Below are 22,732 nucleotides of genomic sequence, written 5' to 3'. Positions count from 1 at the left end.
GGGTTCCTGTCCTGTCATGGGCCTACCTTCCGATGACTTCGAAGATCAGAAAGGCCAGGGCGGCGTTCACCAGGATGCTGTCGAAGCGATCCAGCATGCCTCCGTGCCCCGGAATGAGGTTTCCGCTGTCCTTGACCCCCGCTTCCCGCTTCAGCACCGATTCCCCCAGGTCGCCGAGCTGTCCCGCCACGCCGCAAAGGAGCCCCAGGAGGATGAGGGGCAGGGGGGGGAACTCGAACCAGAAGGCCAGGATGCCCGCGCAGAGCAGGCTGCACAGCACCCCGCCCCCGAAACCCTCCCAGGTCTTCTTCGCGCTGACTCGTTCGCAGAGGGGGGTCTTGCCCCACCGGCTTCCCACCAGGTAGGCCGCCACATCGCAGCTCCAGGTGCAGAGGAAGAGGGTGAGGAGGAAGAGATGTCCCCAGGTCTGGGCGCGGATGAGGATCATAAAGCTCCAGGGAAGCACCACGTAGGCGATCCCCGCGAGGGTGCCCCCCATGTTCCAAAGGGCAAAGCTCTCCTCTGTGGTCTGTCTGCGGAGGATCTCGATGAGGAGCACCAGGAAGGCGATGAGGGAGAGCACCGAAAGCAGCGCGGAAAGGCTCAGGTCCGCCGCCGCCGCCCAGAGGAGGATGGCCCCCGCCGCCATCCCCAGACCTCGGGAGAGCTTGTACTTGGTGCTCAGGAGGGCGTAGAACTCCCAGAGGGAGACCAGAGCCACGGCGGAAGCCACGGCGATCCAGAACCAACCTCCCGCGAAGAGGGCTCCCAGAACCAGGAAGACGATGAACGCGCTGCTCATGGAGCGAAGGATCAACTGTTCCCGAAAGGAATCACCGAGCCCGGGCATCACCATACCGCCTCTCTCTTCCTGCGTAGTCCCTCAGGGCCTTCTCGAACTCCTCGGGGCCGAAATCGGGCCAGTAGAGGGAAGAAAAGTAGTATTCGCTGTAGGCTCCCTGGTAGAGCCAGAAGTTGCTCATCCGGAGTTCCCCGCTGCTGCGGATGAGCAGGTCCGGATCCGGAAGGTCCGGAAGGTACAGGTGCCTGCGGAAGGCCTGGTCGTCCACGGGGCCCGGGGTTCCCTGCGCCAGGATGCGGTTCACCGCGTCCAGGACCTCCTGCCGCCCTCCGTAGTTGATGCAGATGACCACGGTGATGGCGTCGTTATCCCGGGTAGCCTCCTCCGACTCCCTCAGGATCTCCCGGATGTCCTCGGGCAGGTCCTCGAGCCTCCCCGCAAAGCGCAACCGGGCCCGCTCCTCCCGGAGACGGTCCAGCTTGCTTCGAAGGTAGTAGCGGAAGAGGCCCATGAGCCCCAGGACTTCCCCCTGGGGGCGCTTCCAGTTTTCCGTGGAGAAGGCGTAGAGGGAGAGGGTGCGGATGCCCCAGTCCTTGGCGGCCTGGACCACCCGCTCCACCGCCTTGACCCCCGCGTGGTGTCCCATGACCCGGGGAAGGCCCCTTTCCTTGGCCCAGCGCCCGTTGCCGTCCATGACCATCCCCACATGGGCGGGCAGCCTTTCCAGGCGAAGCTCTTCCTGGGGCATCATGAGAGCTGTCCTTCCCCTTCCGAGCAGAGGTCTGTCCCTCGGACCTCGTCCCACTTCCGTTTGACCTCCTGGATGTCCAGCCAGGTGAGGTGTTTGGGGCTCCCCTCGGTGGAGGAAGGGTAGCGGAGAAGGTAGCTGGGGTGGAACATGGGGAGCACGGACATGCCCTTCCAGGAGAACCAGCGCCCCCGAAGTTTGGAGATCCCCTCGGTGGTCTTGAGGATCCACTTCGTCGGGGTGTTCCCCAGCAGCACCAGGAGGGACGGACGTCCCAGGGCGATCTGGGTCTGCAGGTATTCGTCGCAGGCCATCATCTCCTCGAAGGTGGGGACCCGGTTTCCCGGGGGACGGCATTTGACCACGTTGGTGATGTAGACGTCCTCTCTTCGGATCCCCGCAGCCTGGAGAATCTGCGTCAGAAGCTGGCCTGCCCGCCCCACGAAGGGCATGCCCTGCTCGTCTTCGTCCGCGCCGGGACCTTCCCCGACGAAAAGGAGTTTGCCCCAAAGGTTCCCCTCTCCGAAGACCGATTTGTTCCTCGTTTTCCCCAGGGGGCATCGGAGGCACCTTTCCACGCGGTGTCGGGCTTCCTCCAGCAGAATCGCCTCTTGGTGACGGCGTTCTGAGGGGGAGAGCTGGAAGAGGGGCTCTTCTCCGCTGCGGGTCTCGCTCGGGTCCGTCATCAAACAAGCACCTCGCTGATTTGGATGTCCACCTGCCGCACCTCCAGGCCGCTGAAGTAGCGGACGCTGGAAGCCACCCGCTGGCGGACCTGTCGGGCCACCTCGGTGAAGTTGCGGCTTCCCGGTTCCAGGGCCAGGTCCATGCTCACCGAAAGCTGGTCTTCCTCCGGGCGAACCCGGACCTGCGCCACCTTTCCCACCTGGCCGGTCATCAAGGCCACATGGGCCACCAGCTGGGCGATGGCCTCCGGTTCGATGTGCACTTCCCCGTAAAAGTTGAAGGGAGGGCGTACGATGGTCTTCTCCCCTTCGTAGAGATCCTTGGGACGCCACAGAACCCGCAACCGTCCCACCAGTTTCCCGGTGAAGTTCCTTCGCACCTGCACGTGGGACACGGGGATCACGTGCTGCCCTTTGCTGGTGCGTTCCCTTCGGGCCCGGGCGATCTCTTCCGTGGTGGCCACTTCCTCGATGTGCAGGAAACGGCAGGGCTCCGGCAGCCCCAGTTTTCGGGCGATGCGTTTGGCCATGCCCTCGGAGGTGGAGATCAGAAGGATCGTGCAGGGGCGGGCCTGTTCGAAGAAGCCTGCCACCGCCCTGCGGTGGTCTTCAAACTCAAACAGGGCTCTTCGGATGGCCCGCACCTGGTTGCGCTCCGACTTGGCGCTCTTCCCGCAGACGATCTGACCGCGGTGGATCACCAGGCCGTCGTCCACGATGTACTCCGCTTCCAGGAAGGAGGCGACCATCTGGGCCCGTTGGCTCTTTCCCGTCCCGGCAGGTCCCACGAAGGCGAAGAGCTGGTTCGGTCGGTTCCCCTCCGGGGGAAAGGGAGCATCGTCAGCCATGAAGCGCTACCGGTCCAGACGTCGCAAGGCCCTGCGGAGTTCCTTCAGGAAACGGTCGTTCTCCTCCGGGAGCCCCACGGTGACCCGGAGGGTTCCAGGCATTCCCAGGTCTTCCCCCAGGCGGACGATGATCCCCGCGCGAAGGAGGTTCTCGTAGACCGCCGGGGCGTTGGGCAGTTCCAGAAGCACGAAGTTCGTCTGGGTCGAGAAGACCTTGACTCCCGTCTCCGTGATGCCCCGAACCATCTTTTCCTTTTCCAACAGGGTGCGTTCCCGGACCTGGGCGATGAAGTCCTGTCCTTCCAGGGCTGCCAGTGCGGCGGCCTGGCCGATGCTGTTGACCCCGAAGACCCGGCGGACCTTGGCAAAGGCCTCCACCACGGGTTTCGGAGCGATGGCGTACCCCACCCGCAGTCCCGCCAGGCCGTAGATCTTGGAGAAGGTCCGCAGGATCACGATGTTGCCCAGCTGGCGGAAGAGGTCCACCCCCGAGACGTACCGGGGGTCCGTTACGTACTCCGCGTAGGCCTCGTCCACCACCAGGAGGACCTGTTTCTCCTCCAGCTGCGATGCCATCTGAAGGAGGTCTGCCCGGGGGAGGATGTTGCCCGTCGGGTTGTTGGGGTTGCAGAGCACCAGGGCCTTGGTCCGCTCCCCGCAGAGGGCCACCAGCCCGTCCACGTCCACGGTGTGGTCCTCCCGAAGGGGATGGGTGACGCAGCGCGCTCCGGCGGCGCAGGCCGCCAGGCGGTAGATCGGATAGGTGGGGACGGGGTAGACCACTTCGTCCCCTTCGTCGATCAGGGCTTGGAAGAAGGCGTAGAGGATGCCCTCCGTGCCCCCTCCTACGATGGTCTCCTGGGGCGAAACGCCCAGGTGCCTCGCGATGGCCCTTCGCAGGTGGTAGGCCGCGGGATCGGGGTAGCGGTGGATGTCCCCCGCTGCTTCGCGGATCGCCTGCAGGACCCGTTCCGGGAGCGGCCAGGGATTCTCGTTGGAGCAGAGGCGGATGATCTCCCGAAGACCGTATTCCCGCTGTACCTCCCCCACCGGTTTCCCGGGTTTGTACGGCTCCAGCTCTGCCAGGGGTTTTCGGATCAGGTGCTCCATCCAGGTCATGGCGCCATGCCTCCTTTGCGTTTCCGGTCAGCGGTGGCGTGGATCATCGGCCGAGGCATCCAGGACCACCACGTTGGCTCCCAGCGCTCGCAGTTTCTCCACCAGTCCTTCGTAACCTCTCCAGATGTGTCCCAATTCGTGAATCGTCGTCTCATCTCGGGCCGCCAGGCCCAGAAGGACCAGGGCGGCCCCGGCCCGCAGGTCCGAGGCGTGGACGTCCGCCCCCACCAGTTCCGAAACCCCCGTCACCACCGCCGTGTTCCCCTGCAGCTCGATTTTGGCGCCCATCCGCTTGAATTCTCCCACGTGCAGGAAGCGGGCGTCGAACACGCTTTCGTGGATGACGCTGGTTCCTTCCGCCAGGGTGAGGGTCGCCATGATCTGCGGCTGAAGGTCCGTAGGGAAACCCGGGTAGGGAAGGGTCTTCAGGGAAACGCCCTTCCATCGGTCCGGGGCCTGGACGGTGACGCTATCTCCTTGGATCTGGATCCCCACCCCCGCTTCCTCCAATTTGGAGAGGAGGGCTTCGATGTGGTCGGGTACGATGTCCTTCACCGTCACGCGGCCACGGGTGATGACCCCGGCCAGCAGGTATGTGCTGGCCTCGATGCGGTCCGGAATGATCCGGACCTCCGCATCCTGGAGGTCTTTCTGTCCCTCCACGCGGAGGGTGCCGCTTCCCTCCCCCTCCACCTGGGCTCCCATGGCCCGGAGGGTTTCCGCCAGGTTGACGATCTCCGGTTCCCGCGCGGCGTTTTCGATGATGGTCTCCCCCTCCGTGAGCACCGCTGCCATGAGGAGGTTTTCCGTGGCCCCCACGGAAGGGAAGTCCAGGTAGATCCGCCCCGGGCGAAGCCGAGGGGTCTCCGCATGCACCGCCCCGTGGACCAGGTCGAAGGAAGCGCCCATCTTGGCCAGCCCCTTCAGGTGGAAGTCCATGGGGCGGCTGCCGATGGCGCACCCTCCCGGCAGGGGGAGGATGGCCCTCCCGCAGCGGGCGATCAGGGGGCCCAGAACCAGGGAGGAGGCGCGCATCTTGCGCACCAGGGCCGAGGGCGTCTCCCATTGCAGATCCTCCGGGACGTCCAAGGTCATGCGCTGTCCCTTGAACTCGATCTGTACCCCCAGGTGCCGGAGCAGGTCTGCCATGGTGTGGATGTCGTGCAGGTTGGGGACCCGGTCCAAGGTCAGCCTCCGCCCTTTCAGCAGGAGCGCCGAGGCCATCACAGGGAGTGCCGCGTTTTTCGCGCCCTGAGCGGTCAGGCTTCCCCGCAAGGGGGTACCCCCTTGAATCACCAGGCGGCTGGTCACGTCCTTCACTCCATTCTCCATCGGGTTTTCATCCCTTCTTCGGGAAGAGCCGCGTGGTCCCTCATCCTCTGCAACCCTTGATTCCCGATTGAGTCAAAAAGGTTCCCAAGGCTTCCGCAATGCGCTCCGACGCCTTCCCGTCCCCGAAGGGAGTGCCGCACCGCTGCTGCAACGTTTCATAGGCTGCGGAGTCCTGCAGAAGCCCCCCCGCCGTCTGGAGGATTCGTTCTTCCGAAGTGCCCACCAGGATGCCGCTGCCGGATGTCAGGGCCTCGGGGCGTTCCGTGACTTCCCGGAGGATCAGCACGGGTTTCCGGAGGGCCGAAGCCTCCTCCTGGACCCCTCCGCTGTCGCTCAAGATCAGGCGGGCGCGGGACATGGCCCACACGAAGTCCGGATAATCCAGGGGATCGCAGAGGATGGCTCTTTCTTCACTTCCCAGGTGACGCCTCAGGATTTCTCGCACCTCCGGGTTTCGGTGCATGGGCACCACCGCGTGGAGGTCCCCGTGGCGATCCAGGAGTTCCTTGACGGAACGGGCGATGCTCTCCAGGGGGGCTCCCCAGGATTCTCGGCGATGGGCGGTCACCAGCAGGAAGGGAACGTTCCCCAGCACTGGACCCAGAGCCGGCTCCCCCGGGATCTCCACGCGGGATCGGGTCCAGAGGAGGGCGTCGATCACCGTATTGCCCGTGACCCAGATGCGGTCCTCCCGAACCCCTTCCCCCAAGAGGTTATCCCGTGACCCTTCCGTGGGGGCGAACCACAGGGAGGAGAGGCGGTCCGTTACGACCCGGTTCATCTCCTCGGGGAAGGGTTTATCCATGTCCCTGCTGCGCAGTCCCGCCTCCACGTGTCCCACGGGAAGGTGCCGATAGAATCCGGCAAGGGTCGCCGCCATGGTCGTGGTGGTGTCACCATGAACCAGGATCGCCCGGGGGGTCCAGCGATCGAGGACCTCCCCCACCTTCTCCAGCACCGAGGCGGTCACGTAATCCAGGGATTGCTTCTCCTTCATGATCCGCAGGTCCACGTCCGGAACCAGACCGAAGGGTTCCAGTGCCTGGTAGAGCATTTGCGCATGCTGCCCCGTAGCCAGCAAAAAGGGTTCGAAACGGGGGTCTTCCCGCAGGGCTAACACCACCGGAGCCATCTTGATGGCTTCCGGGCGGGTGCCCACCACGCAGACCACCCGATAGGGGGTCAGGTCGCTCATGAACGTGCTCCTCCTCCGTGATGGTGACGATTCGTTCGTGCTAAGGCCATGCCAGAAAAAAACCCAGGCTGACCAATCCCAAATGGCCCGCCGACAGGAGGGCCAGGGTCGTCCCCTTGGAGACCCCCCGGTCCAGAAGGCGATGGTGCGCGTGTCCCCGGTCTGGAGAGAAGGGGGAACGGCCCAGCAGGATCCTTCTGCCCATGGCGACGCAGGTGTCCAGCACCGGAACGCCTCCTACCAGGACCAGAATCCCCGCGAAGATCCACAAACCCGTCCGCTGGGGGACGGAATAAAGATCCCAGGCGAGCTGGGAGGAACACAGAAACCCCAGGAGCGTGCTGCCCCCGTCGCCGAGGAAGGTGCGGGCATGGGGGAAGTTCCACACCAGGACTCCCGCCACCAGCCCTGCGAAGGGAAGCCAGGTGAGGGGGCCCGAAAAGGCGCAGGCTACCAGGATGGTCACCAGGGAAAGGCTCAAGGAGAGACCGTCCATGCCGTCGATGAGGTTGAAGGCGTTGGTCAGGCCAGCGATCCATAAACCCAGAAGCACCCTCTCCGTCGGGGCTACAGGCAGCGGCAGGGTGACCCAGAAGGCCGCCGCCAGGTGGAGGGCCAGCCGCAGCAGGGGCGGGAGAGGGTGCATGTCGTCCATGTAGCCCACCAAAAAGACCCCCGTGGCTCCTGTGGCCACGTAGGGCGCGGTAAGTCCCCTCCCTCCGACTACCAGGGACCAGAGGAGGAAGCCCATCCAAAGCACGATGCCCGCCCCGCGGGGGGTGATGTCCTCATGGGTCTTGCGGCCTCCCGGGATGTCCAAAAGGCGGAACATCCGAGACAGGCCGATGGAAACGGGGGTGGCCACCAGGCTCCAGAGAAAGGTGCACAGAGCCACCGTCAGGGAGCTTTTCAATGCGCCTCGACTCCTCCGGCAGGACGCCGCATCCCGATACGAGGCAGGATCGGTTTCATGGCTCGCTTATTTCGTCCCGAACAGCCGGTCGCCCGCGTCCCCCAGGCCCGGGACGATGTAGCCGTGGTCGTTCAGGTGGCTGTCCAGGGCTGCCGTGAAGATGTCCACTTCGGGATGCTGGCCCCGGACCCGCTCCACCCCTTCCGGAGCGGCGATAAGGGAGACCAGGGAGATGCGCTTGCCCCCCTGGCGCTTCACCAGTTCGATGGCTGCGGCGGCGGAGCCCCCGGTGGCCAGCATGGGATCCACCACGTAGATATCCCGATCCTCGATGTCTCCGGGAAGTTTGCAGTAATACTCCACCGGTTCCAAGGTGTGGGGATCCCGGTACAGCCCGATGTGTCCCACCTTGGCGTTGGGGATGAGCCGCAGGATCCCCTCCACCATCCCCAGCCCTGCCCGAAGCACCGGGACCACCGCCATCTTCTTGCCCGACAGGCTGAAGGCTTTGGTGGGGCCCAGGGGGGTGTGTACCTCGATCTCCTCCAGGGAGAGGGATCGGGTCACCTCGTAGACCATCAGGCCGGCGATCTCCTGAACCAGTTCCCGGAAATCCTTGACCGAGGTGTTCTTGTCGCGCACCAGACCCAGCTTGTGCTGGATGAGGGGGTGGTCGATGACCAACACCCGCCCCAAACCGCCTGCCTTTCCCGGGCCCGCGGCCCCTGGGGAGACGCGGCTTTCGTAGTCCTGGATCTTCTGAAGCCGGACCCGGTAGCGATCCTCCAGGAAGGGAGAGGCCATCCAGGTGTCCAGAATCTCCAGGGCCAGGTCCTCTCCCGTGACCCGGCCTCCCAGGACCAGGACGTTGCTGTTGTTGTGCAGTCTGGAAAGCCGGGCTCCGTAGATGTCGTGGCAGAGGGCGGCGTAGATTCCCGGAACCTTGTTGGCGGCGATGCTCATGCCGATGCCGCTGCCGCACACCAGGATCCCTCGCTCCGCCTTCCCGGAAACCACGAGTTCGGAGACCTTGAACGCCCAGTCGGGGAAGTCCACCCGGGTCTCGGCGGAGCAGGTTCCTCCGTCCTGGACCTCGTGCCCTGCCCCCTCCAGATGGGACTTGAGGCGTTCCTTCAGGGGAAATCCCGCATGGTCCGAACCGATGGCCAATCGCATATGATCCATGACCTCCTTGTGCTTGTCCTCCCGAAAGGAGACTTCTCGGGGTCATTATCCCATAAAAAGGGGACAGCCATCACCGATGGTCTGTCCCCGAGGGCGTCCCGTCCTGCCGCTTCGAACTACCCCCTGGCGGAGAAAACTCCGTCCAGCAGGTCTCCCGCAAGAGAGTAAGGGTCCATGCGACGTTCCTCCAATGCCTCCAGGACCCCCTGATCCTTTCGCTCCGCCCAGGCGCGTTCCACCAGGGACGCGATCTCCCTGCGGAGGATTCCCTCCACTTCCATCTCCAGTCGGGCGTAGCGGCGCATCCGGCCCTCCTCGGTCTTCTGAAGGAAAGCGCTGTGGGAATCGATGGCCGCTGCGGCTTCGTCGATTCCCGTGTCTTTTTCCGCCGCCGTCTTGAGCACCGGGGGACGCCAAGCCTTCTGGGGGCTCAGGTCCAGCATGATGCGGACATCCGCCACCACTTTGTCTGCCCCTTCCCGATCCGCTTTGTTCACCAGGAAGACGTCCGCAATCTCCATGATTCCGGCCTTCATGATCTGGACGTCGTCTCCCATGCCGGGGACCAGGACCAGGCAGACCGTGTCGGCGATCTTGACGATGTCGATCTCCGATTGGCCGACCCCCACCGTCTCGATGAGGATGACGTCCTTGCCGCAGGCATCCAGAATGAGAGCCGCCTCATGGGTTGCCCGGCTGACTCCCCCCAGGGAACCCCGGGTCCCCATGCTGCGGATGAACACGTCCGGGTCCAGGGCGTGGTCCTGCATGCGCAGTCGGTCTCCCAGGATGGCCCCCCCGGAGAAGGGGCTCGACGGGTCCACGGCGATGATCCCCACCTGTTTCCCGTCTTTCTTGAACCTGCGGATCAGTTTGTCTACCAGAGTGCTTTTCCCTGCCCCCGGGCTTCCCGTGATGCCGATGATCTGGGCTTTTCCGGAGTGAGGGTAGAGCTGCTTCATCACCCGTTCTACGAAGGGGGAATCGCTTTCCACGAGACTGATGAGGCGGGCGACGGATCGAGGTTCCCCGCTGAGGGCCCGTTGGATTAGTTGGTCCACAGTCAACGCTCCTTCAGAAAGTGATGCGTGCACCGGCTCATCATACACCCCGAAGCGAGCCTGCGAAGGCGGACGAATCGATGGAACATTCAGCGTTTTTGCGGCACCAGGTTGGGCCAGAGGGGCACGCAATCCCGAAACTGGTAGGTCAGGGCATCCCCGAAGACCGACAGAAGGGCTTCCGAGGGAGTGCCGAAAGGGACGTCCCGGGCCGGAAGGGGAAGGGAAATCTCCCACCGGGCGTGGCGGACAGGAGGAAGCCCCTCCGCAGGGTCGTCCACACAGAGGACCCCGCCGGTCAGCCTGCGGACGCGGTCCAGGAGAAGGGGTGCGGGGCGTTCCCGGCAGAGCAGGTCCACCCGGATGCCTCGGAGCAGGGCAAAGCCCAGCAGGCGCAGACAGTCCGACTCCTCCACCCGAAGGCGGGAGTCCAGGAGCAGGACAGGGGGAAGGGGTTTGCCGTTGCGGGATCGCCTTTCCAAGGAGGCCCACAGGGCGGAGAGCCGAGAGGCGCGGCCCCATTCCATCCCCCCCTGGACGGGTTCCGGCGAGAGGGCCAGGATCCCCTCGGCGTTGCGCGAAAGGGTCAGGGTTTTGAGGGTGCTGGTGAGGAGGTCGTTCTGCCACACCGAATGCACCTGGGGATTGGCACGAGCGACCCCTTCCGGGAAGGGAGACCCGGGGGTCGCCTCCATGCGGAGCCATTCCATCCCCATGCGTTTCTCGATCCGCAGGTTGTCCAGGCTGAGGAAGCCGACCTGCGCCTTCTGGTCCGGTCCCAGGTCCCCCACCCACCAGCGGCGTCCACCCTGGCTCATCACGAAAAGGCGTCCCCGGACGAGGGAAAGGCTCCAGGCATCCTCCAACCCCTCCGCAAGAAGCTCCAGGGGACGCCCACGCAGGGGAAGGGGCGGCGTCCGGTAGAGCTTGCCGTCCTCCGTGAGGAGGAAGAGACCGCCTTCGTGGTTCCACGCCACGTCGCGCACCAGGGGCAAGGAGAGCACTTCTCGCACCTGGAGGGTGAAGACGTCCAGGACGTGAACCTCCCCTCGGCCCCGATCCGCCACGGCGAGAAAGGGTCCCGCCAGGTCCAGGGCAACGGGCTCGAAGAGGGGGCCTTTCCCCTTCTCCTCGGGGGACCAGGAGGCATAGGGTACCCAATTACCCCGACGGAAGAAATGGACCTGATTCCCGAGGCGGTCCGCCACCGCCAGCCCTTTCGAGGAGAGAAATACCGCGTCCGTCACGGTTTTGCCCAAATCCCCCAGGGGCTTCGTCTCGTACTGGTCGTTCAGGGGGTTTTTCCAAACCTCGTGGACCTTGCCACGGGCACCCAGAATCCAGCCCCGGGAGGGACACAGGGGCAGAATCACCGCGGGTTCAGGGGTGGAGAGGGACTGATGCTCCGCCCTCTCACCCAGCTCGAACAGGTGGACCCGGTTGCCCAAGGTGTCCGGGAGCAAGAGGGTGTCCCCGATGCTTCGCAATTTCCCACCTCCTGCCAGACCGCTCCAGACCAGGGGATTCCACAGGGGAAGGGGAAGGATTTCCGGGGCCCGTCGTTCCAGCACCGAGACGGCAAAGCCGCTCTCCCGGGGGTACAGAAGCTCCCGAAGGGTGCGCTGCTCTCCCCTCATGGTGGTCGCCACCCGCCGAATCCGAGCGTCCTCACGACGGACCTCCAGATAGTCTTCCAGCGATCCGGCGCCCTCCCCCAGCAGCCCCACCCTGCGTTGGGCCAAAGCGCGAAGCAGGTAGGTGTCCACCATGTAGGTGTTCTTCTTCAGGGCCTGCGCCAACAGAGCCATGCAGGACCAGGGACGATCCTGCAGATAGTCTTGGTACGCCAGGAGGAAGAGGCGCTCCGCACCCCGCCGGTCGGCTGCGGGCATCCCCACAGCCTCCGCAGGAGCCGTTGCGCTGCAAAGGGTCAGAAACAGCAGCAGGAAGCCCCACCAGGAGAGGCGGATTCGCGGCTTCATCGCCCCCTCACCATCCCGAGAGGATGTCCTTTCCCGCAAAGGCGTAAAACCCCAGGGTGATGGCCGCAGCCATGAGAAAACCCAGGAGCGTCCGGAGGTACAGGATCATTCCCTCTCCCCCTGGCCAGGTTCCCCTGTGGATGTTCATCACTGCCCTTGACACCAGAAGCGCCCCACCGAAGAGCGCCAGGGCGAGAAGCGCCTGCAGATTGACCGGGTTGAGCTTCAATGCCGGACCTTCCTTTCCCGTCTCTCAATCCTTGAACCAATGCACCGCCTGGGTGTGTTTCTCGTAGATCAGGCGAAGGATGACGTTATCCCGAAAGACCTTGGGGGGCACGGTGAGGATCGCCGCTGCGTACACCACCAGCAGAGCGCCCAGGGTCACGACGAAGACCACCAGACCTTGGCGCAACCTCGATGGTTTGGGGCTTTGGTAGATCGCCAAGTGGGTTCTCTCCTCTCGGAAGCGCGGTCTGTCACTCCCAATGTCGACGGTATCAAAAAAAAGCTGGAGGGCAAGCCCCCCAGCTTTTCTGGATCGAAAGGACGGGCCCCCTCTTTCGTTCAGAGGGACGAGACAAGGCCGCGGGATTCTTCGTAGGACGCGGTGCCGATCTGGCGCAGGACGGCGATGCAGATCTCCAGAGCCCTCTTGCCGTCGCGAATCCCCACCAGGGGCTGTCGGCCTTCCCGGACGCAGGTCACGAAGTGCTGCAGTTCCATCTTCAAGGGTTCCTGCTTGGGGAACACGGGGTGTTCCACGATCTCCACCAGGCCGGTGCCGCTTTCCCGAACGCACCGATGGATGGAGACGTCCTGGGTTTCGAAGTTCACCGTGATGTAGCGCTCCGGCTCCATGATCTCCATCTGTCGCAGCCGCTTTTCCGATACCCGACTCACCAGGATCTGGGCGATGGTCCCGTTGGCGAAGGAGATCTGCGCCGAGGCGATGTCCTCGTGGTCCGTGCGGACCCTCCTTCCCATGGCGGAGAGGTCGCGGATTTCCGAGTTCACCAGGGAGAGGATGATGTCGATGTCGTGGATCATCAGATCCAGCACCACTCCCACGTCGCTGATGCGGGGGGAGAAGGGGCCCATCCTGCGGGTCTGGATGAACAGGGGCTCCTTCACGAAGTCCCGGACGTGCTGGACCGCGCTGTTGAACCGCTCCACATGCCCCACCTGCAGGACCAGGTTGTTCCTCCCTGCCAGGCGCAGCAGGTCCTCCGCCTGTTCCACCCGGGTGGTGACGGGTTTTTCCACCAGGAGGTGGATCCCCCGCTCCAGGGCTTCCTTGGCGATCTCATAGTGGATGCTGGTGGGGACCACGATGCTGATGGCGTCGGGGCGCGCGACGTCCAGGAACCGGCGAAAGTCATCGAAGTGGGGGACGCCCAGGAACTCCCCCACCGTGGCGGCCCGCTCCTCGTTCACGTCCACCACTCCCACAAGCTGGGCCCCCAAGATCTCCGTGTAGACCCGGGCATGGTGGGTTCCCAGGTGTCCCACTCCTACGACGCCGACACGAACGGCAGACATGCGATCACTCCTCTGGGGACGGAACCCTGGGCGCCACGTCGGAGCGGCGCCTCAAGGGGATGGTGTCCCTTCTGCTTTCTTTTTCCCCTCAAAGGCAGGAGATGTGGCCTGAAAGGGCGGAATGCACCGATGGATCCACGCCAGAAGGGCCATCCTGTCTTCCTGGTCCCCTCGACGGTAGGAAAGGCAGTGGGCGCCCTCGTGGGCCGTGCAGAGGGCACAGTCGAAGATCCGTTCCTCCGGAACGTGCCGACGAAGCTGAAGCTGCAGGGCTCCCTTCAGGTCGAAACGGACCTTGCCGCCTTCTTCTTCGTCCCAGCAGGCGGGGGGCAAGCGTCTTTTGCCTCGGGCCGTGCCCGGGTCGTCTTCGTCCCGGACGTAACAGCACTTCCCGATGCCCGGGCCGATCCATGCCCAGAGGTCTTCCCCGTCCTGCCCCTCGTGGCCGAAGAGCCGTTCGAATCCCGCTCCCACCAGATCCTCCGTCACCCCCGCGTAGCCCGTATGGAGTCCCAGAGCCCAGGGACGAGGGAGACGTCCCGCCAGGAGGACGGGCACACAGTCCGCGTAACGCAGGAGGAGGCCCGCCCCCGGGGCCTTCAGAAACACCCCGTCGCCATCGGGACGGAGAGGCAGGACAGAGGCCCGATCACCCTGGAGGATGCCGATCCCGTGACGCTGCACCGGGGCGATCCAACGTTCCGGAAGGTCCGGTTCCGATGACCGGAGGTCGCGGCTCCGTTTCAGGATCTCCTCGGGGTTGCCGCGGGTTCCTGCGGTCCAGGGGCCCTTCAGCACGAAGTACGCCCTCAGGTGTCCTTCCAGGGGTTCCGGAAAGACGACGCGAAGGCATTCCTGATCACCCAGGCGGATCCGCTCCCATCCCGGGGAGGTCAAGATGCAGCTCCCAGAAAGTTCGCCCTGTGGCCTCGCAGGATCCCCACGAGGAAAAGGCTGCCGCAGGCGGTTACGGAGGGAAAGCGGGACAACGCCTGGGAAACCGCCTCTGCCGGGTCGGGTTCCACCTCCACCCTGTCGGCCCAGCCGGAATCCCGGGCCACCCTTGCCAGGGCGTCCGCCGCCATGGCCCGAGGGCACCGGGGGACGGTGGTGCACCAGAGGGTCTCGAAGAGGGGGGCCAGGCGACGAAGGGAGGGGGCGATCTCCTTGTCCCCCATGGCGGCGAAGACGAGGCCCCAGGAGGAGCGCCGGGTCCTCATGGCCTCCAGGCTCCGGGCCAGGGCCTCCACGCCGTGGGGGTTGTGCGCTCCGTCCAGGAGCAGGCCGCCCTCCCCGCGGGGAAACCACTCCATCCGTCCGGGCCAGCGGGTGGACCGGAGCCCCTTTCGCAGGGCTTCCTCCCCCAAGCGGGGAAAGGACACAGAGAGGTGTTCCAGCGCTCCCAGAGCCAGGGAGGCGTTGGTGGGTTGGTGCAGTCCCGGAAGGGGGAACTCCAGATGCCGAAGAGGAGGCCGTCCGTCGCACTCCCGATGGAACCGCACGCCCTGGAGGGTCAGGTCGAGGAGGTCCAGGCGGCAGGCGGTTTCGTGGATCCAGGGAAGGGCCCCGACACGGGCCGCCTGTTTCCGGAAGCGCTCGTTCAAACCCGTCCCCCCCCCCGCATAGAGGGCGGGGACGCCAGGGCGCAGCACCGCGAATTTTTCTGCGGCGATGGCCTCCAGGGTGCCTCCCAGGTACTCCTGGTGGTCCAGTCCCAAGGGGGTGCAGACCGTGGCGCGCACATCCCCCAAAACGTTCGTCGCGTCCAGGCGTCCCCCCATGCCCGCCTCCACCACCGCCAGGTCCGGGGCGATCTCGGCGATCCGGTGGAACGCCAGGGCGGTGAGGATCTCGAAGTAGGAGGGGCGGTCCGATGCCAGACGGCGGTCCTCCCTCAGGAGGGGTTCGATACGCTCCAGGGAGGTCCGCCAGGAGGAGGAAGGCAGCGGATCGCCGTTTAGGAGAAGCCGTTCCCCCAGGGATTCCAGATGGGGGCTTGTGTAGAGGGCGACCCGATACCCCGCCTCTCGAAGGCAGGAGGACAGGGTCGCGGCGGTGGAGCCTTTGCCGTTGGTGCCCACCAGGAGGACCGAGGGGAAGCGACGTTCCGGGTGGCCCAAGCCCTGAAGGAGTCGGGAAAGGCGGGCGAGCCCCGGTCGGATGCCGGGGCTCGCCAGGGAAATCAGTTGTCGCTCGATTTCCTCGAAGGCAAGAAGCTCGTCCATGAAGGTCAGGAGGCGAGGCTCTCCAGGTTGGACGCCACCCGGGCGAGTCGGGCTCGGGCCTCCTCCAGGGTCTCCCGCTCCTTGGCCACCACGTCCTCCGGGGCCCGCTCCAAAAAGGACGGGTTGGAGAGCTTGCTCTCCGAACGGGCGATCTCTCCCTGGAGTTTCTTCTCCTCTCCCCGGAGGCGCTGGACCTCCTTCTCCACATCCAGGAGATCTCCCACCTGAAGGAAGATGTCCCCTTGGGGCAAGAGCAGGGCCAGGCTTTTTTCCGGCTTGGCGGCGTCCGGTTCCAGGAGGAAGAAGGTCTCCACCCGGGTCAGGAGCTTCACCAGGTCCCCGTTCTCCTCCAGAAGACGGAGGGTTTTCGCCTCCTTGAAGCGCCAGTGGAGGGTCTTCACGGTCTGCTGGGGGGTGAGGCGGGCCTCGGAACGCAGGTTGCGGATCCCTCGCACCACCTCCTGCAGGGTCCCCATGTCCGCCAGAACGGAGTCCTGGTCCTGCCTGGGCGTCGCTTCGGGCCAGGGCTGACGGATCAGGAACTCCTGATCGAAGGGGAAGGAGCGCCACAGCTCCTCCGTCACGAAGGGCACGAAGGGGTGCAGGAGGAGCAGCACGTCCCGGAACACCGAGAGCAGGACGCCCTGCGTGGCCGCCTTGCGGCTTTCTCCCTCGTCGCCCCGCAGCGCGGGCTTGGAGAGTTCCAGGTACCAGTCGCAGAGTTCCGTCCAGACGAAGTCGTACATCAACCGGGCCGCTTCTCCGAAGAAGTAGCCCTCCAGCAGGCGACCCATCTCCTCGATGACCTCGCCCCGGCGGGTGAGGATCCAGCGGTCGTGAAGGCGCAGGTCCTCCTCCCGGAACGTCCCGTTCGGGTCTGTCCCCTCAAGGTTCAGCAGGGCGAAGCGGCTGGCGTTCCAGAGCTTGTTCAGGAAAAACCGGTAGGACTCGATCTTGTTGGTGGAGAGGTAGATGTCTCGTCCCTGCACGGTGAGGGAGGCCAGGGTGAGGCGCAGGGCGTCGGCCCCGAACCGGTCGATCACGTCCAGGGGGTCGATGACGTTCCCCTTGGACTTGCTCATCTTCTGTCCCTTCTCGTCCCGCACCAGGGCGTGGATGTACACGTTCCGGAAGGGGACCTCCTCCATGAACTCCAGCCCCATCATCACCATCCGGGCCACCCAGAAGAAGATGATGTCGAAGCCCGTGGTCAGGAGCCCCGTGGGGTAGAAGCGGGCCAGTTCCGGCGTCTTCTCCGGCCAGCCCATGGTGGAGAAGGGCCACAGGGCGCTGGAGAACCAGGTGTCCAGCACGTCCTCATCCTGTCGGAGCCGCGAGGAGTCGCACTTCTCGCAGCGCTGAGGGGGGGTCTCCTCCACCATCACCGCGCCGCAGTCCTCGCAGTACCAGGCAGGGATGCGGTGCCCCCACCAGAGCTGTCGGGAGATGCACCAGTCCCGGATGTTCTCCATCCACTGGTAGTACACGTTCACCCAGTTCTCGGGGACCCAGCGGATCCGCCCTTCCCGGACCGCCTTGACCCCCGCGTCCGCCAGGGGTTTGGCCCGGACGAACCACTGCTCCGAGAGGTAGGGTTCCACCAGGGTCTGACAACGGTAGCAATGTCCCACGGAGTGACGATGCTCCACTTTTTCGAGGAGCGCCCCGGAGGCCTCCAGGTCCTGGGCCATCCGTTCCCGGGCCTCGAAGCGATCCAGGCCCGCGTAGACCCCCGCCGTCTCGGCCATGCACCCCTGGTCGTCGATGACCTGGATGGCCTCCAGGCCGTGACGCTGTCCCACCAGAAAGTCGTTGGGGTCGTGGGCGGGGGTGATCTTCACGCATCCCGTTCCGAACTCCGGGTCCACCATGTTGTCTTCGATCACCGGAATGTCCCGTCCCACCAGGGGGACCCGCACCGTCCGGCCGATGAGGGGTCGGTTACGCTCGTCCCGGGGGTGCACCGCGATGGCCACGTCCCCCAGGATGGTCTCCGGCCGGGTGGTCATGACCACCACGTGTCCCTCCCCCTTGCCGTCCACGAAGGGATAGGCCACCTTGTAGAGAGTCCCGTCCATCTCGTGGTGCTCCACCTCCAGGTCCGAGAGGGCGGTGCGGCACCGGGGGCACCAGTTGATGAGGTACTTCCCCCGGTAGATCAGGTCCTTGCGGTAGAGTTCCACGAAGACCTGGCGGACCGCTTGGGATAGCCCTTCGTCCATGGTGAAGCGCTCCCGGTCCCAGTCGCAGGAGGCCCCCAGCTTCTTGAGCTGGCTGATGATCCGGCTGCCGTACTGTTCCTTCCACTCCCAGACCTTCTCCACGAAGGCCTCCCGCCCCAGATCGTGGCGCGAGACGCCCTGCGTCGCCAGGCTGCGCTCCACCACGTTCTGGGTGGCGATGCCCGCGTGGTCCGTCCCGGGGAGCCAGAGAACCTCGAAGCCCTTCATCCGTTTGTAGCGGCAGATGGCGTCCTGGAGGGTGTTGTTCAGGGCGTGTCCCATGTGGAGGGACCCGGTGACGTTAGGCGGGGGGATGACGATGCTGAAGGGGGGTTTGGGGGAGGCGGGGTCGGCGTGGAACAGGCCCTGCCGCAGCCATTCCTCATACCAGCGGTCTTCGATGGGTGCGGGATCGTAGCTCTTTCCCAGGGGTTCTTTGGATGTTTCCATTGGGCGTGGCCTCCTTTGGGGCTGGTTGCTTGTCTTCAACAACGACGAGGAGCCGATTCCTCCGCTTCCGAGGGGGCTTGTCGGGCTACCCAGCCCAGGATCGTCTCCTGCAGGGTTTCCAGACCGTCCCGTCTCAGGGAGGACACCAGGACCGGTTCCAGGGTGGTACGAAATCCCTCTCTTCGGTATCCCGACAGGACCGCCGCCCGTTTTGTGGGGGCGATCTTGTCCACCTTCGTGAACACCACGCAGACCGGAAGGTTCAGGGCCTCGAAGAAGGACTCCAACTGACGGTCGTTTCCCAGCAGCCCGTGGCGAAAGTCCACCAGCTGCACCGCCAGGACGGCACGACGAAGCTCGAAGTAGCGCTCGATGACCACTCCCCAGGAGCCTCGCTCCTTCCTGCTTCTTGCAGCGAACCCGTAACCCGGCAGATCCACCAGGCAGAAGGGGGGGGTGGCCGAAACGTCAAAGAAGTTGATGCTCCGGGTCTTCCCGGGGGTTCCGCTCACGTGGGCCACCTTGGCGCCCAAAAGGGCGTTGATGAGGCTTGACTTGCCCACGTTGGACCGTCCTGCGATGACGATCTCCGGCAGGGCGAGGGAAGGGATCTGGGGCGCCTCGTAGGCTGTGGTCCGCAGGACGCCCCTCCAGGGGTTCACTTCCCTTCCTCCTCCACCGCCGGATCGGCGGGTGAGGCGCCCGGACCCAGCAGCCCCAGGTGGAAGACCTCCCGAGCCTGGGAGACGAAATGGAAGGACATGCCTTTTCTGGCCCAGGGGGCCATCTCCTCCACGTCCACCCGGTTCGCCTGAGGGAGGATCACCTCCCGGATCCCCTGGCGCTTGGCGGCCAGGCACTTCTCCCGGATGCCTCCCACGGGGAGCACCGCTCCCCTCAGGGTGATCTCCCCGGTGAGGGCCACGTCGGGGCGGACAGGCCTTTCCAGGAGGGAGGAAAGCATGGCCAAGGCCAGGGTCACCCCGGCGGAGGGGCCGTCCTTGGGAATGGCTCCTTCGGGGACGTGGACGTGCAGATCCGTCTCGTCCCAGCGGATCTCCCCCAACCCCAGCTCCTCTGCGTGCCCGCGCAGATACCCCAAGGCGGCCTGGGCGGATTCCTGCATGATCTCTCCCAGATTCCCCGTGAAGGTGACGTGTCCCTTGCCTTTCATGTGTACCGCCTCGATGAGGAGCACGTCCCCCCCCGATTCGGTCCAGGCAAGTCCCACCGCCGCTCCGACGGGGGGTTCCTGGGGAAGGCATGTGTCGTGGAGTTTGGGCGCTCCCAGAAAGGTCTTCAGCTGCTGCGGTCCGATGGTGACCCGGACGGGAGGGGTTTCCTTCCGCTCCTGGTTCTCCACGATCCGCCGCGCCAGCTTTCGGGCGATTCGGGAGAGCTGCCGATCCAGGTTTCGCACCCCCGCCTCTCGGGTGTAGTCCCCGATGATCTTCTCCAGTGCCCTATCGGTGATGCGCGGGGCCAGATCCTCCAGGCCGTTCTCCCGGAGGATCTTGGGCAGTAGGTGGCGTCGGGCGATGTGGACCTTTTCCTCCGCCACGTACCCGGGGATGGAGATCACCTCCATGCGGTCCAGCAGGGGCCGGGGGATGGAGTGGGTGACGTTGGCGGTGGTGAGAAACATGACCCGGCTAAGGTCGAAGGGGACTTCCAGGAAATGGTCCGTGAAGGCGTGGTTCTGCTCCGGGTCCAGGACCTCAAGCAACGCCGCGGAGGGGTCCCCTCGGAAGTCGCTGCCCACCTTGTCGATTTCGTCCAGGAGGAGCACCGGGTTCCGGGTCCCCGCCTGGCGGATCTTCTGGAGGATGCGTCCGGGGAGTGCCCCCACGTAGGTCCTCCGGTGTCCCCGAATCTCCGCCTCGTCCCGGATACCCCCCAGGGACATGTGGACGAAGCGCCGGTTCAGGGACCGGGCGATGGACCGGGCCAGGGAGGTCTTTCCCACGCCGGGGGGACCCACGAAACAGAGCACATGCCCCCGCATTTCCTTCCCCGCCAGCTTGCGCACCGAAAGGAACTCCAGGATGCGCCCCTTCACCTCATCCAGTCCGTAGTGATCCTCGTCCAGGACCGTTCTGGCCAGTTCCACGTCCAGACGGTCCTTGGACTGCTGCTGCCAGGGAAGGTCCGCGAGCCAGTCGATGTAGGTCCGCACCACCGTGGCCTCCGCGGACATGGGAGGCATCTTGGAGAAACGATCCAGTTCGTGAAGAGCCTTTCGCTCCACTTCCTTGGGCATCTTGGCCTTGGAGATGCGATGGCGGTACTCCTCAATCTCCCCGGGGCCCTCCCCTTGTCCCAGCTCCTCCTGGATGGCCTTGAGCTGTTCCTTCAGGTAGTACTCCCGGTGACCCTTCTCCATTTCCTGTCGAACCCGATCATGGATGCTGTGTTCCATCTCCAGAAGATCGTTCTCCCGCAGAAGGCTCTTGAGGATTGCCTCCAAGCGCCTTTCCGGATCTAGGATCTCCAGAAGGGCCTGCTTTTCCTGGATGCGCACCAGCAGGTGGGAAGCCACCAGGTCTGCGGCCAGAAAGGGATCCTCCACACCCGCGAGGGAGACCTGAACCTCCGAAGGGATCTTGGGGTGTAGGTTCACGTACCGCTCGAACTGTTCCAGCACGGTGCGACGCAGGGGTTCCGTCCCGGAGGAATAGGGCTCCTCGTATTCCAGCGGGTCTACCTCGGCGCTCACGAACTCTCTTTGGAAGTCGTAGTCCGAGGCCTGGGCGCGGAGGTTGCCTTCCACCAGAACCTTCGTGGTCCCATCGGGGATGCGGACCACTTGAAGGACCTGGCAGAGCGTCCCCACCCGGTAGAGGTCCTCCGGTCCCGGATCGTCCACCCTCACGTCCCTCTGGGAGACCACGAAAAGCTTCTTGTCCTGCAGCGTCGCTTCCTCGATGGCCTTGAGGGACCGGGGGCGTCCCACGAAGAGGGGGACGATCACCCCGGGAAAGAGCACCATGTCCCGGATAGGGAGCACCGGCAGGAGGAGGGACATCAAGCGACCTCCTGGTCGTCCTTGGAAAGATACACCGGGCTTCCCGTTCCCAGGATGACGTCTTCGTCGATGCGCACCTTGCCCACCCGGGCGGCCTGGGAGGGAAGGTCGTACATCAGTTCCAGCATGGTGGATTCCAGGATGGAACGGAGGGCCCTCGCGCCGGTCTTGCGTTCCAGCGCCCGGCGAGCCACGGCCCGAACAGCCTCCAGGGTGAACTCCAGCTCCACCCCCTCCAGGGAAAAGACTTTCTGGTACTGCCGCAGAAGGGCATTCTTGGGTTCCCGAAGGATGCGGGTGAGGGCGTTTTCGTCCAGGGAGTCCAGGGGCACCACCACGGGCAGACGGCCCACGAACTCGGGGATGAAGCCGTAGGACATGAGGTCCTCCGGCTGGATGGCCCGGAAGAGGGCGTTACGCTCCTCCGCGTCCTGTCCCGACGAGAGTTCCCCCCCGAAGCCGATCACCTTCCGTCGGGTACGACGGGCGATGATGGGTTCAAGGCCATCGAAGGCGCCTCCGCAGATGAAGAGGATGTTCCTCGTGTCCATCTGAATGAAATCCTGGTTTGGATGCTTTCGCCCTCCCTTGGGCGGCACGTTGGACAGGGTACCTTCCAGGATCCGCAACAGGGCCTGCTGGACTCCCTCCCCGGAGACGTCCCGGGTGATGGAGGGAGACTCGGATTTCCGGGAGATCTTGTCGATCTCGTCGATGTAGATGATTCCCCGCTCCGCCGTCTTGGGGTCGTAATCCGCCGCCTGGAGGAGTCGGACCAGGATGTTCTCCACGTCCTCCCCCACGTATCCCGCCTCGGTAAGGGTGGTGGCGTCGGCGATGGCGAAGGGCACCTTCAGCAGCTTCGCCAGGCTCTGGGCCAAGAGGGTCTTGCCGCATCCCGTGGGGCCCACCAGGAGCACGTTGCTCTTGGGGAGTTCCACCTCGTCCCCGTCCTGGGGGCTGCTGATGCGCTGGTAATGGTTGTAGACCGCCACGGACAGGACCTTCTTCGCCTGCTCCTGCCCGATGACGTACTGGTCGAGGAAAGCCTTGATCTCCTCGGGCTTGGGCAGTTTGCCCAGGGCGGGGATGCCCGACTCTGCGGGGTTCTCCCGCCCCTCCGCCTCGTCCTTGAGGATCACGTTGCAGAGATGGATGCACTCGTTGCAGATGTACACCCCGGGACCGGCGATGAGCTTGGCGACCTCATCCTGACCTTTCCCGCAAAAAGAACAGCGAACTCTGCGTCGCTTTCCGTCGCGATCACCGTTTTCGTATTGAAACATGTCTCCACCTCGGTTTCCCCGCCTGCCGGCGGCGGAATCATCGGCCATTCTACTCCATGAGGGCCCAAACAAAAAGAGAGGGCGTCCCGGCCTGACGGGGCACCCTCCGCT

Annotated in this window: 19 protein-coding genes; all 19 read right to left on the bottom strand. The window is 64.8% G+C overall.

Features of this window, described 5'->3' with window-relative positions:
• Window positions 1-22: 22 nt before the first annotated feature.
• Window positions 23-850 carry a phosphatidate cytidylyltransferase gene (locus APAU_RS07150; protein WP_006301040.1) on the bottom strand — a complete coding sequence of 276 codons (828 nt, stop codon included), beginning with the start codon at window positions 848-850 and terminating at the stop codon, window positions 23-25.
• Window positions 834-1,553, bottom strand: a complete 720-nt coding sequence (uppS, locus tag APAU_RS07145) for a polyprenyl diphosphate synthase (protein WP_006301039.1) — start codon at window positions 1,551-1,553, stop codon at window positions 834-836. Before uppS ends, APAU_RS07150 begins: the two co-directional genes overlap by 17 nt.
• On the bottom strand, window positions 1,550-2,236 hold the full coding sequence (locus tag APAU_RS07140; protein WP_006301038.1) for a uracil-DNA glycosylase: 687 nt from the start codon (window positions 2,234-2,236) through the stop codon (window positions 1,550-1,552). Before APAU_RS07140 ends, uppS begins: the two co-directional genes overlap by 4 nt.
• On the bottom strand, window positions 2,236-3,084 hold the full coding sequence (locus APAU_RS07135) for an Asp23/Gls24 family envelope stress response protein (protein WP_006301037.1): 849 nt from the start codon (window positions 3,082-3,084) through the stop codon (window positions 2,236-2,238). Before APAU_RS07135 ends, APAU_RS07140 begins: the two co-directional genes overlap by 1 nt.
• Before the next feature lie 6 nt (window positions 3,085-3,090).
• Window positions 3,091-4,203 carry a histidinol-phosphate transaminase gene (gene hisC, locus APAU_RS07130; RefSeq protein ID WP_006301036.1) on the bottom strand — a complete coding sequence of 371 codons (1,113 nt, stop codon included), beginning with the start codon at window positions 4,201-4,203 and terminating at the stop codon, window positions 3,091-3,093.
• 27 nt (window positions 4,204-4,230) lie between these two features.
• A complete protein-coding gene (gene murA, locus APAU_RS07125; protein ID WP_006301035.1) occupies window positions 4,231-5,535 on the bottom strand; it encodes a UDP-N-acetylglucosamine 1-carboxyvinyltransferase in 1,305 nt (434 codons plus the stop codon).
• A gap of 40 nt (window positions 5,536-5,575) precedes the next feature.
• Entirely contained in the window at window positions 5,576-6,730 is a 1,155-nt protein-coding gene (gene wecB, locus APAU_RS07120) for a non-hydrolyzing UDP-N-acetylglucosamine 2-epimerase (RefSeq protein ID WP_006301034.1), read from the bottom strand.
• A gap of 40 nt (window positions 6,731-6,770) precedes the next feature.
• Window positions 6,771-7,643, bottom strand: a complete 873-nt coding sequence (locus tag APAU_RS07115; RefSeq protein WP_006301033.1) for a glycosyltransferase family 4 protein — start codon at window positions 7,641-7,643, stop codon at window positions 6,771-6,773.
• A gap of 66 nt (window positions 7,644-7,709) precedes the next feature.
• Window positions 7,710-8,819 (bottom strand): uracil phosphoribosyltransferase, encoded by a 1,110-nt coding sequence (upp, locus tag APAU_RS07110; RefSeq protein ID WP_006301032.1) that lies wholly within the window; start codon window positions 8,817-8,819, stop codon window positions 7,710-7,712.
• A 125-nt stretch (window positions 8,820-8,944) separates the two neighbouring features.
• The gene (meaB, locus tag APAU_RS07105) at window positions 8,945-9,889 is read right to left on the bottom strand and encodes a methylmalonyl Co-A mutase-associated GTPase MeaB (RefSeq protein ID WP_006301031.1); all 945 of its coding nucleotides are present in this window, start codon (window positions 9,887-9,889) and stop codon (window positions 8,945-8,947) included.
• A gap of 89 nt (window positions 9,890-9,978) precedes the next feature.
• The gene (locus tag APAU_RS07100) at window positions 9,979-11,871 is read right to left on the bottom strand and encodes an NHL repeat-containing protein (RefSeq protein ID WP_006301030.1); all 1,893 of its coding nucleotides are present in this window, start codon (window positions 11,869-11,871) and stop codon (window positions 9,979-9,981) included.
• Between the two features lie 253 nt (window positions 11,872-12,124).
• Window positions 12,125-12,319 carry a hypothetical protein gene (locus APAU_RS07090; RefSeq protein WP_006301028.1) on the bottom strand — a complete coding sequence of 65 codons (195 nt, stop codon included), beginning with the start codon at window positions 12,317-12,319 and terminating at the stop codon, window positions 12,125-12,127.
• Window positions 12,320-12,438: 119 nt separating this feature from the next.
• Window positions 12,439-13,413: a Gfo/Idh/MocA family protein gene (locus APAU_RS07085; RefSeq protein WP_006301027.1), complete on the bottom strand. Its 975-nt coding sequence runs from the start codon at window positions 13,411-13,413 to the stop codon at window positions 12,439-12,441.
• Window positions 13,414-13,464: 51 nt separating this feature from the next.
• Window positions 13,465-14,310 carry a polyphenol oxidase family protein gene (locus APAU_RS07080; RefSeq protein ID WP_006301026.1) on the bottom strand — a complete coding sequence of 282 codons (846 nt, stop codon included), beginning with the start codon at window positions 14,308-14,310 and terminating at the stop codon, window positions 13,465-13,467.
• Complete coding sequence (locus tag APAU_RS07075) at window positions 14,307-15,638, bottom strand: bifunctional folylpolyglutamate synthase/dihydrofolate synthase (RefSeq protein ID WP_006301025.1); 1,332 nt, start codon at window positions 15,636-15,638, stop codon at window positions 14,307-14,309. Before APAU_RS07075 ends, APAU_RS07080 begins: the two co-directional genes overlap by 4 nt.
• A 5-nt stretch (window positions 15,639-15,643) precedes the next feature.
• Entirely contained in the window at window positions 15,644-18,310 is a 2,667-nt protein-coding gene (locus tag APAU_RS07070; RefSeq protein ID WP_006301024.1) for a valine--tRNA ligase, read from the bottom strand.
• 35 nt (window positions 18,311-18,345) lie between these two features.
• Window positions 18,346-18,972 carry a ribosome biogenesis GTP-binding protein YihA/YsxC gene (gene yihA / locus APAU_RS07065; RefSeq protein WP_006301023.1) on the bottom strand — a complete coding sequence of 209 codons (627 nt, stop codon included), beginning with the start codon at window positions 18,970-18,972 and terminating at the stop codon, window positions 18,346-18,348.
• Window positions 18,969-21,335: an endopeptidase La gene (gene lon, locus APAU_RS07060; protein WP_006301022.1), complete on the bottom strand. Its 2,367-nt coding sequence runs from the start codon at window positions 21,333-21,335 to the stop codon at window positions 18,969-18,971. Before lon ends, yihA begins: the two co-directional genes overlap by 4 nt.
• Window positions 21,335-22,621 carry an ATP-dependent Clp protease ATP-binding subunit ClpX gene (clpX, locus tag APAU_RS07055; RefSeq protein ID WP_006301021.1) on the bottom strand — a complete coding sequence of 429 codons (1,287 nt, stop codon included), beginning with the start codon at window positions 22,619-22,621 and terminating at the stop codon, window positions 21,335-21,337. The genes lon and clpX overlap by 1 nt, the downstream gene beginning before the upstream one ends.
• Between the last annotated feature and the right edge of the window lie 111 nt (window positions 22,622-22,732).

The sequence above is a fragment of the Aminomonas paucivorans DSM 12260 genome, from assembly GCF_000165795.1.
In the GTDB taxonomy this organism is placed as follows: domain Bacteria; phylum Synergistota; class Synergistia; order Synergistales; family Synergistaceae; genus Aminomonas; species Aminomonas paucivorans.
The sequence above is the reverse complement of the archived record's forward strand: the minus strand, read 5'-3'. Positions and strand labels throughout refer to the sequence as shown.

Excerpts from the sequence above, each read along its gene's own strand:
- APAU_RS07150 (WP_006301040.1), bottom strand. The coding sequence starts at position 850 with ATGCCCGGGCTCGGTGATTCCTTTCGGGAACAGTTGATCCTTCGCTCC.
- uppS (WP_006301039.1), bottom strand. The coding sequence starts at position 1,553 with ATGATGCCCCAGGAAGAGCTTCGCCTGGAAAGGCTGCCCGCCCATGTG.
- APAU_RS07140 (WP_006301038.1), bottom strand. The coding sequence starts at position 2,236 with ATGACGGACCCGAGCGAGACCCGCAGCGGAGAAGAGCCCCTCTTCCAG.
- APAU_RS07135 (WP_006301037.1), bottom strand. The coding sequence starts at position 3,084 with ATGGCTGACGATGCTCCCTTTCCCCCGGAGGGGAACCGACCGAACCAG.
- hisC (WP_006301036.1), bottom strand. The coding sequence starts at position 4,203 with ATGACCTGGATGGAGCACCTGATCCGAAAACCCCTGGCAGAGCTGGAG.
- murA (WP_006301035.1), bottom strand. The coding sequence starts at position 5,535 with ATGGAGAATGGAGTGAAGGACGTGACCAGCCGCCTGGTGATTCAAGGG.
- wecB (WP_006301034.1), bottom strand. The coding sequence starts at position 6,730 with ATGAGCGACCTGACCCCCTATCGGGTGGTCTGCGTGGTGGGCACCCGC.
- upp (WP_006301032.1), bottom strand. The coding sequence starts at position 8,819 with ATGCGATTGGCCATCGGTTCGGACCATGCGGGATTTCCCCTGAAGGAA.
- APAU_RS07100 (WP_006301030.1), bottom strand. The coding sequence starts at position 11,871 with ATGAAGCCGCGAATCCGCCTCTCCTGGTGGGGCTTCCTGCTGCTGTTT.
- APAU_RS07085 (WP_006301027.1), bottom strand. The coding sequence starts at position 13,413 with ATGTCTGCCGTTCGTGTCGGCGTCGTAGGAGTGGGACACCTGGGAACC.
- APAU_RS07075 (WP_006301025.1), bottom strand. The coding sequence starts at position 15,638 with ATGGACGAGCTTCTTGCCTTCGAGGAAATCGAGCGACAACTGATTTCC.
- APAU_RS07070 (WP_006301024.1), bottom strand. The coding sequence starts at position 18,310 with ATGGAAACATCCAAAGAACCCCTGGGAAAGAGCTACGATCCCGCACCC.
- lon (WP_006301022.1), bottom strand. The coding sequence starts at position 21,335 with ATGTCCCTCCTCCTGCCGGTGCTCCCTATCCGGGACATGGTGCTCTTT.
- clpX (WP_006301021.1), bottom strand. The coding sequence starts at position 22,621 with ATGTTTCAATACGAAAACGGTGATCGCGACGGAAAGCGACGCAGAGTT.